General features: G+C 57.6%; 16 protein-coding genes. 7 read left to right on the top strand and 9 right to left on the bottom strand.

Going from position 1 to position 15,488, the window contains the following annotated elements; translation table 11 throughout:
• Window positions 1-4 precede the first annotated feature (4 nt).
• Complete coding sequence (gene ppsA / locus MUY35_RS01175; RefSeq protein ID WP_248363209.1) at window positions 5-2,383, bottom strand: phosphoenolpyruvate synthase; 2,379 nt, start codon at window positions 2,381-2,383, stop codon at window positions 5-7.
• Window positions 2,384-2,549: 166 nt separating this feature from the next.
• Here ppsA and MUY35_RS01170 point away from each other — a divergent pair, with 166 nt between their 5' ends.
• The 3 genes from MUY35_RS01170 to MUY35_RS01160 all read left to right on the top strand — a co-directional run bounded on the left by MUY35_RS01170 (window position 2,550) and on the right by MUY35_RS01160 (window position 3,739).
• Window positions 2,550-2,909 (top strand): spore germination protein GerW family protein, encoded by a 360-nt coding sequence (locus tag MUY35_RS01170; RefSeq protein WP_248363207.1) that lies wholly within the window; start codon window positions 2,550-2,552, stop codon window positions 2,907-2,909.
• Between the two features lie 300 nt (window positions 2,910-3,209).
• Complete coding sequence (locus MUY35_RS01165) at window positions 3,210-3,482, top strand: DUF2953 domain-containing protein (protein ID WP_248363205.1); 273 nt, start codon at window positions 3,210-3,212, stop codon at window positions 3,480-3,482.
• Complete coding sequence (locus tag MUY35_RS01160; protein WP_248363203.1) at window positions 3,479-3,739, top strand: hypothetical protein; 261 nt, start codon at window positions 3,479-3,481, stop codon at window positions 3,737-3,739. Before MUY35_RS01165 ends, MUY35_RS01160 begins: the two co-directional genes overlap by 4 nt.
• 5 nt (window positions 3,740-3,744) lie before the next feature.
• Here MUY35_RS01160 and MUY35_RS01155 read toward each other — a convergent pair whose 3' ends face one another.
• From MUY35_RS01155 to MUY35_RS01135, 5 genes are all read right to left on the bottom strand, one after another.
• Window positions 3,745-3,990 carry an acyl carrier protein gene (locus MUY35_RS01155; RefSeq protein WP_248363201.1) on the bottom strand — a complete coding sequence of 82 codons (246 nt, stop codon included), beginning with the start codon at window positions 3,988-3,990 and terminating at the stop codon, window positions 3,745-3,747.
• Window positions 3,987-5,261 (bottom strand): dihydrolipoamide acetyltransferase family protein, encoded by a 1,275-nt coding sequence (locus MUY35_RS01150; protein WP_248363199.1) that lies wholly within the window; start codon window positions 5,259-5,261, stop codon window positions 3,987-3,989. The genes MUY35_RS01155 and MUY35_RS01150 overlap by 4 nt, the downstream gene beginning before the upstream one ends.
• Entirely contained in the window at window positions 5,258-7,267 is a 2,010-nt protein-coding gene (gene pdhA, locus MUY35_RS01145; RefSeq protein ID WP_248363197.1) for a pyruvate dehydrogenase (acetyl-transferring) E1 component subunit alpha, read from the bottom strand. The genes MUY35_RS01150 and pdhA overlap by 4 nt, the downstream gene beginning before the upstream one ends.
• The gene (gene acsA, locus MUY35_RS01140) at window positions 7,264-9,009 is read right to left on the bottom strand and encodes an acetate--CoA ligase (protein WP_282569148.1); all 1,746 of its coding nucleotides are present in this window, start codon (window positions 9,007-9,009) and stop codon (window positions 7,264-7,266) included. The genes pdhA and acsA overlap by 4 nt, the downstream gene beginning before the upstream one ends.
• 163 nt (window positions 9,010-9,172) lie before the next feature.
• A complete protein-coding gene (locus MUY35_RS01135; RefSeq protein ID WP_248363193.1) occupies window positions 9,173-9,847 on the bottom strand; it encodes a helix-turn-helix domain-containing protein in 675 nt (224 codons plus the stop codon).
• A 282-nt stretch (window positions 9,848-10,129) separates the two neighbouring features.
• On the opposite strand from MUY35_RS01135, the gene MUY35_RS01130 reads away from it, so the two are divergent.
• A complete protein-coding gene (locus tag MUY35_RS01130) occupies window positions 10,130-11,305 on the top strand; it encodes a site-2 protease family protein (RefSeq protein ID WP_248363191.1) in 1,176 nt (391 codons plus the stop codon).
• 133 nt (window positions 11,306-11,438) lie between these two features.
• On the opposite strand, the gene MUY35_RS01125 is transcribed toward MUY35_RS01130, so the two are convergent.
• Window positions 11,439-12,224, bottom strand: coding sequence for a response regulator transcription factor (locus MUY35_RS01125; protein WP_248363189.1), 786 nt, complete (start codon window positions 12,222-12,224; stop codon window positions 11,439-11,441).
• A 200-nt stretch (window positions 12,225-12,424) separates the two neighbouring features.
• Between MUY35_RS01125 and MUY35_RS01120 the strand changes: the two genes are divergently transcribed.
• Window positions 12,425-13,096 carry a Crp/Fnr family transcriptional regulator gene (locus MUY35_RS01120; protein WP_248363187.1) on the top strand — a complete coding sequence of 224 codons (672 nt, stop codon included), beginning with the start codon at window positions 12,425-12,427 and terminating at the stop codon, window positions 13,094-13,096.
• A 16-nt stretch (window positions 13,097-13,112) separates the two neighbouring features.
• Here MUY35_RS01120 and MUY35_RS01115 read toward each other — a convergent pair whose 3' ends face one another.
• Both MUY35_RS01115 and MUY35_RS01110 read right to left on the bottom strand, forming a co-directional pair.
• Entirely contained in the window at window positions 13,113-13,544 is a 432-nt protein-coding gene (locus MUY35_RS01115; RefSeq protein WP_248363185.1) for a DUF2267 domain-containing protein, read from the bottom strand.
• A 34-nt stretch (window positions 13,545-13,578) separates the two neighbouring features.
• Window positions 13,579-14,760: a hypothetical protein gene (locus tag MUY35_RS01110; protein ID WP_248363183.1), complete on the bottom strand. Its 1,182-nt coding sequence runs from the start codon at window positions 14,758-14,760 to the stop codon at window positions 13,579-13,581.
• On the opposite strand from MUY35_RS01110, the gene MUY35_RS01105 reads away from it, so the two are divergent.
• Window positions 14,759-15,010 carry a hypothetical protein gene (locus tag MUY35_RS01105; RefSeq protein ID WP_248363181.1) on the top strand — a complete coding sequence of 84 codons (252 nt, stop codon included), beginning with the start codon at window positions 14,759-14,761 and terminating at the stop codon, window positions 15,008-15,010. The two genes, MUY35_RS01110 and MUY35_RS01105, sit on opposite strands and share 2 nt — an antisense overlap.
• Window positions 14,994-15,434 carry a host attachment family protein gene (locus MUY35_RS01100; protein ID WP_248363179.1) on the top strand — a complete coding sequence of 147 codons (441 nt, stop codon included), beginning with the start codon at window positions 14,994-14,996 and terminating at the stop codon, window positions 15,432-15,434. Before MUY35_RS01105 ends, MUY35_RS01100 begins: the two co-directional genes overlap by 17 nt.
• Window positions 15,435-15,488 lie beyond the last annotated feature (54 nt).

Below are 15,488 nucleotides of genomic sequence, written 5' to 3'. Positions count from 1 at the left end.
CTATCTAACCGCTTTCGGCGTCCGACACATTGCGCAGGACCTGAACAAAGCTGTCGGGTGTGACGGAGATGGAATCGATGCCGAACTTGACCAGATGGCGCGCATAGTCCGGGTCGTTGCTGGGGGCCTGACCGCAGAAGCCGACCTTTGATCCAACTTCGTGGGCCTTGGCAATCACGGTTTCGATCATCCAAAGCACCGCCGGATCGTCCTCGCGGAAAAGCGGGGCGAGCGCGTCGGAGTCGCGATCAATACCAAGGGTGAGCTGCGTCAGATCATTCGATCCGATCGAGAAGCCGTCAAACCTTTGGGCAAATTCTTCAGCGCGGACGACGTTGGCCGGAATCTCGCACATAACATAGACTTCCAACCCGTCGCGGCCCCGTTCAAGGCCATGCTCTGCCATAACGGCAAGCACTTTGTCGGCTTCTTCGGGTGTCCGACAGAAAGGGATCATGACGATGACGTTGTCAAAGCCCATCTGGGTGCGAAGCCGCGCAATGGCCTGACATTCAAGGGCAAATCCATCTCGGTAATGGTCGGAATAATAACGCGAGGCACCCCGGAAACCGAGCATCGGGTTTTCTTCGTGCGGCTCAAAATCCCGGCCACCCAACAGGTCGGCGTATTCGTTTGTCTTGAAATCACTCATCCGTACGATGACGGGTTTTGGATAGCAGAAGGCCGCGATGCGCGACAATCCGCGGGCCAACCGGTCGACAAAATAGTCCGGTTTGCTAGCGTAGCCAGCGGTCAGGTGTGCGATTTCGGCTCGGGCGGTTTCATCGGTGACACGTTCGAAATGGGCCAGCGCCATAGGGTGGATGCGGACCGCGCTGTTGACGACGAACTCCATCCGCGCCAGCCCGACGCCATCGACCGGCAGACGCCACCAGCGTAGCGCGGCACTGGGATTGGCGAGGTTCAGCATAACTTTGGTTTTGGTCTCGGGCAGAGCTTCCAGAGCCTCTTCGGTGATCTTGATGTCAGAGAGACCGGCGGTCACGACGCCCTCTTCTCCGCCCGCACAGGACACGGTGACGTCTTGTTCGTCATGCAGCAGATGGGTGGCGTTGCCGCAACCGACGATAGCGGGCAGACCCAGTTCGCGGCTGACAATGGCGGCGTGCGATGTGCGTCCTCCGTGGTCGGTAACGATGGCGGCGGCCCGTTTCATGATCGGCACCCAGTCCGGATCGGTCGTGCCAGTCACCAGCACCGAGCCGTCAACGAAACGGCCGATGTCGTCGGCGCTTTCTATGATCGACACCCGCCCGGCGACCGCCGCACTTCCTACACTGAGCCCGGTTAGCAGCACTTCTCCGGGGTCGATAACCTCGTAACTTTTGAGCGTCCCCATATCGGCGCGGGACTGAACCGTCTCGGGCCGGGCCTGTACGATATAAAGCGTACCAGTCACTGAATCGCGCGCCCATTCCATGTCCATCGGCTGGCCATAGTGGTCTTCGATGATCTTTGCCTGTCGGGCCAATGACAGGATCTCGGGATCGCTAAGAACGAAGCTCTGACGCTCGGCCTTGGACGTGGGGACGTTGCGCGGCGCGCCGTCTCGGCCATGGATCATCTTGATCGCTTTGGCCCCCAGCCGTTTTTCAAGGATTGGTGTCAGGTCCGGCTTGTCGAGAAAGAGTTTGAAGACCTGATATTCGTCGGGGTCCACCGCCCCTTGCACGACATTTTCACCAAGCCCCCAAGCAGCGTTGATCAACACCGCGTCGGGAAATCCCGACTCCGTATCGATCGAGAACATCACGCCCGAACCGCCGTCCTCAGCACGTACCATTTGCTGAACGCCGACCGAAAGCGCCACGTGTTCATGCGCGAAGCCTTTGACTTGCCTATAGGAAATGGCTCGATCTGTGAAAAGTGAAGCGTAGCATCGCTTGCACGCATCAAGAAGGGCTGCTTCGCCAGAGACGTTCAGGAAGGTTTCCTGCTGGCCCGCGAAACTGGCGTCTGGCAGGTCTTCGGCAGTGGCGCTTGAGCGGACAGCGACGGGCACGTTGGCCTCGTTCGCGGCTTCACTGAGCGCACGATAGTGGGTGGCGATGGCCTCGGCTATTTCGTCGGGCCAGTCGCCGCCAAGGATAAGCGCTCGGATCCGTTTGCCAGCCGTCTGAAGTGTTATCTTGCCGCCCGCCAAAGCGTCGAGCTGCTGCCCGATCGCGCCGTTCAGATCGTTGCTGGCCAGATAGCTCCGAAAGGCATCGGAGGTTGTGGCGAAGCCCGGTGGGACAAGAATACCTTTGGGTTGAAGTGCTCCGATCATTTCGCCAAGCGATGCGTTCTTGCCGCCGACAAGGCCGACATCACCGCGATTTACATTGGTGAAGTTGACGACGTGTTGAGTGGTACGGGCCATGCTGCGCCTTTCCTGGATTTGAGTCGCCTCCAGCATGCCCCATTGATTTCGGCACGGCTTGATACAGATCAGCCGGATGCAACGAATTGAGCGATGTCAACTGGAACAGGATGAAAGGTGTAAGGCTGCATGCATTGATTTTGATAGTTCTAGGAAAGGAAGACCCATGGAAAACGTTGAGCGCCTGTTAAAAGGCACCGTCGACGAGTTGGACCGTCTGTTGAACGCTAAGAATGTGCTTGGCGATCCTATTGAAAAGGACGGTGCGATGGTGATCCCCATTGTCAGCTACGGCTTCGGGTTTGGAGCCGGCGGTGGCGGCAACGCCAAGTCCGGGGACGGTGCCGGCACGGGCGGCGGCGGTGGGATTAAACCGCTTGGTGCGATTATTATCGACAAGGACGGTGCCCGAGTGGAGTCGGTACAAGGCGCAATGACCACTTTTGCCGAGGTGCTGGGTCAGACTGCTGGGAAGGCCATCGAAAAAACCGCGGACAATGTGAAGCCAAAAAACGCGCAGGGCTGACGTAGGACGATGCTCACCGTAGTCACAGTGGTTATGTGGATGCTGGTCGCGGTGCTGGTATTGCTCGTGTTGATCCTCGCGCTGCCGCTGAGGATTGAGTTGCAATTGTCCTAAGAGGAAGCGCTTCGGTTTTCCTTGGCGCTGCGGCCTTTTGGGCGGTTTGGCCCAAAGATCTCCCTATCGGACCGCAAGCGAAAGAGGTCAGAGGCCGCGCCCAAGGCGAAGACCAAAAAGTCGCCTCGTCGGAGGTTTTGGAAGGCGTCGCCGCTGCAGATTGTCAGCGCTGCGATCAGGCTTGTGATGGATATTTGGGACCGTGTGCGGGTCGACGCAGCTACGCTTGATCTGCGGTTCGGTTTGGACGATCCCGCCGAGACAGGTCAGGCTTTTGGTCAAATGACCCCGCTGATTTATGGCACATCTGCCGCGCCGCGGGTCCATATCAATGTGGATCCAGCGTTTGATCGGGCCATCTTGAAAGGCAGAGTGGCGCTGGATTTGTCGTTTGTCCCATTCATGCTTGTCCCGCCGTTCATCCGCTTTGGCTGGTCGGCGTTTTGGCCAGACCGATGAACTGGGCCATAGACCCCCCGGTTCGGATCGGTCGCAATGCGGTCGCCGCCATCGTCGAAACCCGGATATCTGTCCGGTCCACCTCACGCGCATTGGTTGCAGACGGCGAGAAGCGCCCAATCCTTTTCCTTTTAAGGCTTGATGACGCGACATGTGGGATTGATGGCAGCGGGCATGTCTATGAAGCTGAAGAGATCGAAAACCTCTATCCGCAAGCCATCGCACATATGACCGCGCTGTTAGGTAAGCTGGAATGATGGGCTTACGGCGATTTGTCGACCAGATAGCGCACCAGATCGTCGAAACACGACATTTGCGGATAGTCCGCTTCCGGCATCGGGAGGTTGAAGCGCTTGCCGAGAGCCGCAACGAGGTTAAGGAAATCCATGGAATCAATATCAAATTCTTCGCGGAGGTCACCGGCGCGGTCGATGTCATCCAAAGAGACATCCGGGGCGATCTTATAAAGCTCGTTCGTAAGAGCGGTTTCGATCTCTGCTTGGGTCATAGGTTTTGTGGCTCCTGTAGCTTGGTGTCGATGGCCCTGAGAAAAAGCGCTCCGCGATGGCCGTCGCTGACCCGATGGTCGGCGGCGAGCGACAGCGTGGCGGAGAGGCGGGGCACCACGTGTTCATCGTGGACCATGGGCCGTAGGCGCGGTGTTCCGACGCCGACGATGGCGACTTGCGGCGGATAAATCACGCCGGTCACCAGATCAACGCCGCGCGCGCCAAGGCTGGTCATGGTGATCGTGGCGTCTGACAATTCTCGGGCTTTGAATCGGCCAGCGCGCACACGCGAGACAAGGTCGCTGAGACCCTGCATCAGGTCGTCAGCCGTTCGGGTTTCGGCATCAAAGAGCGCAGGCGCCACCAATCCGCCAGTACGGATATGGATGGCGATGCCAAGGTGGACGGCTTCGGCGGGGCAAAAACCGTCGGTTTTGTAGTGACCGTTGAACTCGGGGAATTTCGTCAGAGCGAGGGCAATGGCTCGGGCAAAGAGCGCGCCCATAAGCAGCCGTGTGGTGGGAGCGCGCTCGGCATTCAGTTTGGTCAGATAGGCATCGGCGGTCGTCAGATCGACCTGATGGGCAAGGTAATAATGCGGTATTTCCCGTTTGGACCGGGTCATGGCGGCGGCGATCGCTTTGCGCATCTCGCCAGCGGCATCCGACTTCGGAGCGGGGCTGTCGCGGGTTTCTGCCAAGGTCACGGCCAGCTGCTCGATTTGCTGACGATTCAGGATCTGATCCGTTGCGAGTGTAAGGCCTGCAGGATCAATACCTAACTCGGCCGCAAGTCGCCGTGCCGCCGGGGTAATTCTGGGGCGCGTTGCGCCGACGTAAGGCGTGGCTGACGTTTCTGATGCAGTTGTCGGTGACAGTTCACCCAACTGGGGCTGGGGTTCCGGCGGCAATGGCACGGTTTCTGGCGGCGTGGGTTCTTGTGTTGGATCGGGTTCTGCCCGGACTACCGGAATGTCGGGCGGCATGGGTGGTTTCGGTTCGGATGGAATTTCGGGATGATCCGGCTGCGGGTCGCCTTCGTGCGCGATCACAGCAAGTGGCATGCCGACCGGCACCTCGGTGCCCAGATCGACAAGCCACCGATCAAGGACGCCATCCTCGAACACCTCAACCTCGATCACACCCTTTTGGGTTTCAACCGCCGCGATCACATCGCCCCGTTGGAAGGCTTCGCCCGCTGCGATCGTCTGTTCCACAAGCTTGCCCGAGGTCATGTCGGCACCCAGCGAGGGCATCAGAAACTGGCTCATGTCTTGTCCTTCATCAAGCGTGCAACGGCGGCCAGAATCTTGTCGACCTGCGGAATGGCGGCCTGTTCAAGGTGATGGGGGTAAGGGATTGGCACCTCTTCTGAGCAAACGCGTGAAAGGGGGGCGTCCAGCTCGAAAAAGGCGTCTTCCGCAAGGCGCATGCCGATTTCGGCGGCAAGACTGCCGCTCCTCCAGCCTTCGTCGACGATCAACACGCGGCGGGTTTTCTGGACGGATGCCAAAATTGTATCGAAGTCGAGGGGTCGGAGTGTGCGCAGGTCGATGACGTCGGAACTGATCCCATTTTCGTCACTGAGCCGCTGCGCAGCGGCAAGCGTTTTTTCAAGCGATCCGCCGTAAGTGATAAGGGTGAGATCATCACCAACATGACGGATTGCGGCCCGGTCGATGTCGACGGGGCCGGCATTCTCGGCAAGCGTTCCCTCTTGATTATAGAGCATGACGTTTTCGAAAATCAGCACTGGATCAGGGTCTTCAAGCGCTGTCCAGAGCATGCCGCGTGCATCTTCCAGCGTCGCGGGCGCCAAGATCCGCAGACCGGGGATATGTGCGTACCAACCTTCCAGACTGTGCGAATGCTGTGCGGCCAGTTGCTTGCCCGCGCCGGTGGCCATGCGGATCACGACAGGCACGCCGAACTGGTTGTTCGACATATGACGCAGCGTGGCCGCGGTGTTTAGGATCTGGTCAAGCGCAAGCAACGAGAAGTTGACGGTCATCACCTCCACAATTGGGCGCATACCGGCCATCGCAGCACCGATCCCAGCGCCGGTGAAACCCGCTTCGGACAGCGGCGTGTCGCGGATGCGGTCCGGGCCAAACTTGTTCAACAGCCCCTTGCTGACGGCATAGCAGCCACCGTAGTGGCCCACATCCTCACCCATCAGAAACACCCGGTCGTCGCGGGTCATCGCATCGGTGATCGCCTCTTTCATGGCCTCGCGGTAGGTCGTGGTGCGCATCTCGTGGGCCGTCGCGGGCGGTGGCGGCGGTGCGGGGCGGTCTGGTGACATGACGAAACGGGCCAGATCGGTGACCGGCTCGTCTGTACCTGCTTCGGCGAAGGCAACGGCCTCGGCTATCTCGGTATCGATTTCCGCTTCGATCGCGGCAACATCGTCTTCGTGGAGCAAACCGTTGCCTTCAAGCCAGGACTGGAACCGCAGAATTGGCCCCTTGGCACGCCATTCGGCAACCTCTTCCTTTGAGCGGTAGAGCTGTGGGTCAAACATGGAATGCGCGCGAAATCGGTAGGTCTTGCATTCAAGAAAATAGGGCTTCCCTGTTTCCGAGATGGCGTGCATCGCCCGCCGGGTGGCGGCTTCGACCGCGACAACATCCATGCCATCGACGGTTTCCGCAGTAATCCCATAGCTACCCGCCCGCTTGGTGATGTCGGTTTCCGCTTCGGTCAGCGCAAGCGCCGATCCCATGGCATAGGCATTATTTTCGCAGATAAATAGAACCGGCAGCTGCCAGAGGGCCGCTAGGTTCATGCTTTCGTGAAACTCACCCTCAGCAATGGCACCTTCGCCGAAGAAACAGGCAGTGGTGGCTCCTGTCGCCTGCATTCGATCGGCCAAGGCAAGGCCAACGGCCATCGGCAGGCCGCCACCCACGATGGCGTTGCCGCCGTAAAAATTGTGGTCGCGGCTGAACAGGTGCATCGAGCCGCCACGTCCGCCCGAGCAGCCTTCGGTTTTGCCGAACATCTCGGCCAGGATCGCGCCCATGGGCACGCCGCGGGCAAGCGCATGACCATGTTCGCGGTAGGTGGCGACAATCCTGTCATCGGTGCCAAGGACGGGGATGACGCCCGCGGCTATAGCTTCTTGCCCGTCGTAAAGGTGAAGAAACCCTCGTATTTTTTCGCGGGTGTAGTACTCGGCGCAGCGGTCTTCAAACCGGCGTATGCGGATCATGGCTTTGAGCAGATCACGCACATGGGCGTGGTCCAGGCGGGGCTTGAGGTTTGCGTCCGTCATGTCTCGTCACTTTCCAAAGTTGAGATATCGCCTTCGGGCAGGCCCAGTTCACGTGCCTTCAGAAGGCGACGCATGATCTTGCCACTGCGTGTTTTCGGCAGGTTGCCCCGAAACTCGATGGCCTTAGGCGCGACGGCAGGACCAAGGCGCTTACGCGCATGGCCGGTTAGCTCGAGTCTAAGACCCTCCGAGGCCTCATAGCCCGGTTTCAGGGCGATGAAGGCTTTGACAATTTCACCGGCGGTGTCGTCCGGCACGCCAATGACCCCAGCTTCGGCAACCGCCGGATGCTCGATCAGGGCGCTTTCCACTTCGAAGGGGCCGATAAGGTGCCCCGCACTTTTGATCAGATCGTCGCTGCGCCCGACGAACCAGAAATAACCGTCGGCATCACGCATTGCCAAATCGCCGCTCAGGTACCAGTCATCGCGAAAACATTTGGCATAGCGTGCCTCTTCGTGAAGATACGCGCGCATCATCGAGGGCCAACCGGGCCGAAGTGCCAGTTCACCGATGGTCATGGGCTCGGTCAATTCGCGAAGGCCTGTGTCGTCGATCTTGACGATGCCAGCGTCGATGCCGGGCAGGGGCTTGCCCATTGAACCCGGTTTGATGTCCATTGAAGCATAATTGGCGATCATGATGCCGCCGGTTTCGGTCTGCCACCAGTTATCGTGGAATGGCATACCGAATGTGTCGTTGGACCAGATGACCGCTTCGGGGTTCAAGGGTTCGCCGACGCTGGCCATGAACCTGAGCGCCGGGAAGTCATGGGCCTTGGCGGGCGCGGCGCCCGCCTTCATCAGCATGCGGATCGCTGTTGGCGCGGTGTACCAAACGTTGACCGCCTCGCGCTCTAAGGTGTTGTACCAGCTTTCAACGTCGAACTCGGCCTCGTCGATGATCATCGTCGTGCGATTGGTCAGCGGAGCTATGATGCCATAAGAGGTTCCGGTGACCCATCCTGGATCGGCTGTGCACCAGTAGACATCGTCAGGGCAGAGATCGAGCGCCAAGCGACCGGTGGTGTGATGCGCGACGACGGCCTGGTGGACATGGACCACGCCCTTGGGCTTGCCAGTGGTGCCCGAGGTGAAGTGAAGCAGTGCCGGGTCTTCGGGGCCCATCGGCTCGGTCGTGAAGGCGTCGGATGCATTTTCTGTGGCTTCGGCCAGCTTAACGGTGTCCGGTTCTTGCCCGTCGGTAAGAAACACCCGGCGCAACTCGGGCAGGTCGGCCCTTAATTTTTTAAGCTTGCGGCGATAGAGGCGGGTTGAAGTGACAATCGCGTTCGCACCGCCGATTTCCATGCGGGATTGGATCGGTTCCGGCCCGAAGGCTGAGAAGAGCGGGCAAAAAACGCAGCCCGCTTTCAGGGTTCCGAGGGCGGCGACGTAAAGTTCGGGGACGCGGCCAAGAAGCGAATAGACTTTGTCGCCCCGGTTGAGGCCGTGGGCGCGCAGTGCATTGGCAAATCGGTTAGTTTGAAGCTGAAGATCACGATACGAAAAGTCCTGCACATCGCCTGCCTTGCCGATCCAGCGCATAGCGATCTGGTCGCCATGGCCTGCGGCGACGTGCCGGTCAATTGCCTCGTGCGCCATGTTGAGCCTGTTGCCGCCTAGGCCGTCGATGGCCTTTTCGGCGGCTTCCCAAGAAAACTCGGCCCTTGTTTGGGCGTAGTCTGGCATGTTCGCCGCAGCGCGAGTTCGCGCAGCCTTCGTAATGGGGGGACTGTCCATTAGGTTTGCCTCGCTGTCTTTTAGTCAAGGGCAAGGTTAGATGGTCACGGCGGGCGGGAACTGACGCAGATCAATTGTGGATCAGGGTTGATGGCACGAAAATGCCCACGTGAACTTTGCGGCCAATGTGCCTTGTCTGAATGGCTTTGGTGGGCATCACATTTCAGTCGGCACCTGTCAGCGACAAGTCGAGCAAGGCAGTGGGGCGCAGTATTATGATCGTGTGTATGTTGTCGATGACGATTATTCCGTCCTCGCGCATCTGCGTGAGTGATCGACTGACAGTTTCTTTCGTCAGGCCCAGAAAATCAGCAATGTCGGAACGCATCATCGGCACCTCGACCTGAACAAATCTGCCGACTTGTTCGCCGACCCGGTCTGTCAGGACACAGAGGAACGAGGCAACCTTTTCGATCGCAGACTTGCGACCGAGCATCATGAAATGGTCTTGCATCGCGCTGATCTCGCGAAGCGCCGCCTGAAGAAGCTGCTGATGGGTTTTCAGGTCAGAGCAGCAGCCTTCGAGGCACGCCAAGCGATAAGGTTGCAGGGTGGCATCGACAAGAACGTCACAATCGGCGTTATGTCGACCATTGGCAGGAAATCCGACGATGTCTCCGGGATATCCGAACGCGATGACCTGACGGCGACCGTCGTCGAGCAGACGGGTGAGGCGCAGAACGCCCGAGGTCACCAGATACACCCACTCCACCTCGTCCCCCTCGAAATAGAGGTATGACCCGGTTTTCAAGCGGGCTTCGGGCAAACGTTTGGTGTTATTTGTGAAGTGGCTGACGAGCGATTTGTCGGCGTAGAAAGTCGGGATGGTGACATACATTTTTGGCTCCCATATTGTTCGGAGGCCACTTTGGACAGGTGGTGTAATCTGACTTATGATCCAACTGCGTTGTTTTGTATCATTTTGTATGAGGCGCTGAATGCAAACGATTTTCGTTTGCCGGGTGCCTCTCGACCGAAGGCCCGTCCATACCACTCGGCATGCAGGCCTTTCCCCTCCCGATTTTGCTGCCCGTCCACTGTTGAAGCTGATTATTGAGATTTATCAATTCTCTGCTTCCCCACAGATGTAAGCTGGATGTCATAGTCCAAGAGGTGTGCAGTGTTTGCAAGATCGTTCAAACTCATGTCGTTGCTTGGGTTCGAGATAAAAATCGACCCTAGTTGGTTTTTGATTGCAGCCCTGATTACCTGGAGCCTTGCGACCGGGTATTTCCCTGTCGCCATCCCCGATGCGACCCGCGCCGACTACATATCCATGGCCCTTGCGGCGATGATGCTGTTTTTCGGATCATTGATCCTGCACGAACTGGCGCATGCACTGGTGGCGCGAAAATTCGGCATGAAGATCAAGGGGATTACCTTGTTCTTGTTTGGCGGCGTCGCAGAACTGGCTGCGGAACCTGATACTGCGGGTGCCGAACTTTGGACCGCGCTGGCAGGGCCGGCTATGAGCATCGCGCTGGCAGCGGTGTTCTGGTTCGCCGGAGTAACTGCAATGGTGCTGGATTTGCCCGCCGCGCTGGCGGCGATACTCACCTATCTCGCGCTGATCAACTTGGTTCTGGCGCTGTTCAATCTGGTCCCAGCTTTTCCGCTGGATGGGGGGCGGGTCTTGCGGGCCTTGCTTTGGAAACGCCACGGCAATCTGCTTGAAGCAACGCGCGTCGCATCTTTGTCCGGCACTGTCTTTGCCTGGTTGCTGGTGTGGCTGGGCTTTTTTTCCTTTTTTAAAGGCGCCCAGATCGGCGGCCTGTGGCAGGTCGTGATCGGTCTGTTCCTATTGGGTGCAGCAAAAAATGCCTATCAGCAACAATTGATGACAAGCGCGATGGCAGGCCAGACCGTCGGATATCTGATGAGCACAACCGTCGTGACAACAACGCCGGAACGATCCTTGTCGGATTTCGTCAATGAAAATGTGCTCGCAAAGCGCTTGAACTTTTGTCCCGTGGTCGAGAATGGGCGTCTGTTGGGTTATGTCGATCTGGATGTTGTTGTCCGGATAGATCGGGATAACTGGCCCATAACCCGCATCGGTGACGTGTTCATCGCAAGCGATGAGGGCAACACGGTCGGCCCTGACATGCCAGCCGAGGACCTGTTCAAACTTATGAACCATTCAAAACGGCGCAAGTACCTTGTCGCGGACGGCACGCAACTGCTGGGTGTGATTTCCATTTCGGACATGATCGGTTTTCTGGCTCTCTCAATGCAGGTTGGTGCAGTGTCGGGCGCGCAGGGGGCGACATCGCCATTTTTCGCAAAAAAGAACTAGAGAGCGCTGACGAAAACCGGGGTGCCAAAACTATGATGGGCCTGATCGTGACAGTCAGCCCTTATCAACCAGCCCAGCAGTGCCATCTTGCCAAAGGATGGATCGGGCTGTGTTTGACTGCCGCGCCGATAGTCTAGACCTTTTCGGGCTGTGACCCAGTCTGTTTTGAGCGCACAACCTCGCTGGTAAACGAATAACCCACCCCGCGCACTGTCGTGATCAGTTTCGGATGTGCTGGATCCCGCTCGATCTTTTTGCGAAGCCGCGCGACCTGATTGTCGATTGTCCGATCCAGCGGGGTCCAGTCTGGTCCGCCGATCAGGTCCATCAACTGTTCGCGCGAAAGGATACGCTTGGGGCGCAGAAGGAACACGTTGAGAAGTTTGAAATCTCCGCTGGTCAGTTCGCAAGGCTTGTCATCACGGTCGAGCAGTTTGAACTGGTCGGGAATGGCGGTCAGGTCGTCAAAACGAAAGACATCGCTGTCTGGGATGATGTGTTGGTCTGTGCCGGGTTCCTCCGCTTGCTGTACCAAAAGATCGGCTCGCCGGATCCTACCTCTGCGCAGCACAGATTTCACCCGCGCAATCAGTTCGCGCAGATGGAACGGCTTGGTGATGTAGTCATCTGCGCCCAATTCAAGGCCAACGACCCGGTCGATCACATCATCCTTGCCGGTGATCATGATGATCGGAACATCCGAAAAAGTCCGCACCTCGCGGGCAACTTCGAACCCGTCGCCGTGGCCAAGATTAATATCAAGCGTAATGAGGTCGGGCCGGGCACATTTCGCCAGATCCAGTGCCTGAGGCCCATTTTCAGCCTCCAGAACCGTGAACCCTTCGCCCGTCAGGCAGCGCGACAGCAGACTGCGTATCTTGGGATCGTCGTCGACGACCAGAATTTTTTCATCTGCCATGGTATCCCGCTAATCCAAAAACCGATTTTCGTTACTATAGATATATTTAGCAGTCATTTGTTGACAAAATACAATGTCTGCCTGCGCGGTTAGTCGCCGATCTTCCCAATCCATCCCCGCAGATACAATTTGATACATGCCTGCGAAACTGTGGCGACCCAGATTGCCCATGATCTTCTTGAAATTGAAAGGAGATCGATATGTATATGACGAGCCCTGCCAAGCTCAAGGCACATCCGGTCGCGACCGTTCCTCTCAGACAGCCACGGGGCCGGTTGCCCTACTGTTTGCAGACAGGTGCAAACCTATTTCGCGAAGGGGATGCCTGTTCTGGTCTTTTCGAGGTAGAGAGCGGGGTGTTTCGGCTTAGCCGTGTGACGCGCGGCGGGAGTCGCTATGTCGTCGGCTTCGGCTTTCCCGGCGACATACTGGGGTACGGGCCGGATCAGCACCATATCTCGGATTGTGATGCGCTTATCGCTGCCAAGGTGATCAGCCATCGCCCCAGACTGCTGCAAAGCAATGACGCAGAGCCAGAAATGCAGCAGGTACTGTTCAAAGGGGCTCTTCGGCAAGTTGAGGCCATGCAAGAACATTGCATGATGCTGAGCTGCAAAAGCGCCCGCGACCGGATCGCTGCGTTTCTTTCATTTCTCGGTGACCGTATAGGGGTTCCACTGGGTCGACATGTAGTGTTCGAGCTGCCGATGCCACGCGAGGACATTGCCGACTATTTGGGGCTGACCCGGGAAACCGTCAGCCGCAGCCTGACCGAGTTGCGCCGCGCAAAGCTGATTGAAATCAAAAATATTCATCAAATCATCTTGCTGCGCCCGCAGCTTCCTGACGCGCTTGCCGGACAACGGGCCTAAGCCTGTCGGCCGCTCCCTATGGCTCTGGCCACAGGGAGCGGATGTCTTCTGGCAGATTGCCGCGAATGTCGTTGATTTGGCCCGGTGAAATCCGGGCGTTCAGCAGTTTGAAAACCTTAACGATATCCTGCTGGCCCCGATACTCCACGACATCGCCAACATGGCGTTCTACGGCGGTGACAAAATCAGCAGCACGGCGACCAGGCACAGGCACCAGATGTGGCTGCCACCCCTCAAAGAACATCCCCCGGATCATAATGGGCAGCTGTGCTGAAAGTTGCGCGGTTTCGTTGACATGAACCCGGTCACGGATCTGATGCAGTGTAACGCGTAACAGGCGCAGTGTGTCCCGGTCACTGCTCCAATCCAGTCGGTCGCGGAGTTCATTTACCCACTCGTGGGTTTTCTGCCAAGTGCGATCAAGAACTTCTAATCCTGTGGCGGACATGTGAATTTCTCCTGTTTGCAATGTTTCAAGAAATCTAGGTGTCGATTGGGTTCATATCGACATCCAGCGCAAGGCCGGGATTGCCGAGGATCCGGTTGAAGACGGCCCCCGTCATCGCCCCGATGCCCAGCAGGACCAGCGCGTAATTTGCGATCCAGCCCAGAAACGGAATGAAGTTAAGGACGGCGACGACGATCAGCACCCCTGCAAATGCAACGAGCCGGATCAGATTCGTCGGTTCCACCTTACCGCCGAACGCCAGCAAAAACCGTTGTGCAATAGCATATGCACCCAAAGCGTATCCCAATGTCCAGACAGCTACGATTGCCAGCAAGACAATCGGCACAAGTGGAAGTCCAAACACCGTCAGCGCGATGATCGGCACCATGCCAAACAGCATCGACAGGCCGATGACGCCTAACAGAAATATCTGCCCCGGCCGGGCCTGAATGGCGGCCTGCATGCGATTCAACTGTTTCGGTAGGAAGGTCTGAAAGATAGCAGCGAGGGCGACGAAAAAGGCAAGGGACACCAGAAAAAGTGCAAACATCGACATGAATGCTGGAAAGACCGGATAGTCTCTCCACTCCTCGCGTATCCGCGAGGCGACCTGTGGAGGCTGCAACTTCTCAAAGCGGACACGGTCCGGGGAAATGACCCGTTCCGGCACTGATATCTGGTCTTCCGCTGAATAAACCAACTGACCCGCGATGACCGCATCGGGACCAAAGCTGATGTCCTCGCCCACCAGCCATGCATCACCATCAATCTGGGCGTTCAAAACCACGTTCTGCCCAAAGCCCGTCAACGCACCCGAAACAGGGCCGTCAATCGTGACCGTGTTGCCGATCAGAAAGGCGTTGCCGCCGATGGGGGCATTGCCGCTATTGCGCACACTGAAGCCGGTGGCAGTAACATCGCCCGCAATTGGCGCCCCCAGCGCGACAGTCATGCCGGTCGCCAATAGATCGCCGCCCACTGTGGTCCCCTGATCGACGTCAAAACCAAGAAGGTACACATCACCATTCGCGGATCCCTTTGCGGTGATCACGTTGCCGACGGCAAATACATTCCGCTCGGCCGCAAAAGTCTGACTGACTGTCGGCTCGGCAACGAAAGTGTCCCCGCCGTGAACCCGCTCGACCGTCTGGGCGGTAATTGGCGGGGCACCCAAGAGCCCAAGAGCAAACACTGTTGTCAGGATCGAACGAAACATGGCGGCACCCCGAATATTTATCATTTGGACCAAATGTAGTGCCGGTTCGCCCGCGCGTTTTGACGAAGATCAATCGGTTGGCGCTACATCTGGATATCGCCAGACACAGCAGCAGTTGTTGAAATATCCTCAGCCGGTGCTCATTTTTTTTGCACAAATTGATTCAAGTCCATGCGCAAAGCGTCTGTGGATTGTACGAAAGAAGATATCCGTTGCTGCAAAGGAATTTCATGATGAAACTGAAAACTGACACTTGGGTTGTTGTGGCTGATGGCACCAAATACCTTCTCCTCAACAACGTGGGCTTTCCCACACGTCTGGATTTGCGTGTGCTGAAACATGACCAGATTGACGTGCCGCAGACACAGGATCTCGCCAGAGACCGCGCAGGGCGGCAACATGAGCGTTTTCGTCCGGGGGTCTCCGGGTTCAAGCAGAACAATCAGCACGAGGCTTTGGAAACGGCGTTCGCAAAACAGCTCGTTACCGAGCTGAATAAACGGGCCGAACAGAAACGATTCAACGAAATCGTGATCATCGCCGATCCCGAAACACTTGGCGAGATGCGGCCCGCATATGGTGCGCCGCTGAAGGAACGGCTGGTCGGCGAAATTCCAAAGGACCTGACGAACTTGCCGATCCCTGATATCGAGGCTGTTGTGAACGCTGCCTGAACACGTGTGTGGCCAGAACGGGGTTGTTGGCCGAAAAAGATCTGGAAGATCGTC

This window comes from Aliiroseovarius sp. S1339 (genome assembly GCF_023195695.1).
Classification (GTDB): domain Bacteria; phylum Pseudomonadota; class Alphaproteobacteria; order Rhodobacterales; family Rhodobacteraceae; genus Aliiroseovarius.
Note: the sequence above shows the minus strand (reverse complement) of the source record. Positions and strands in the feature narration are given on the sequence as shown.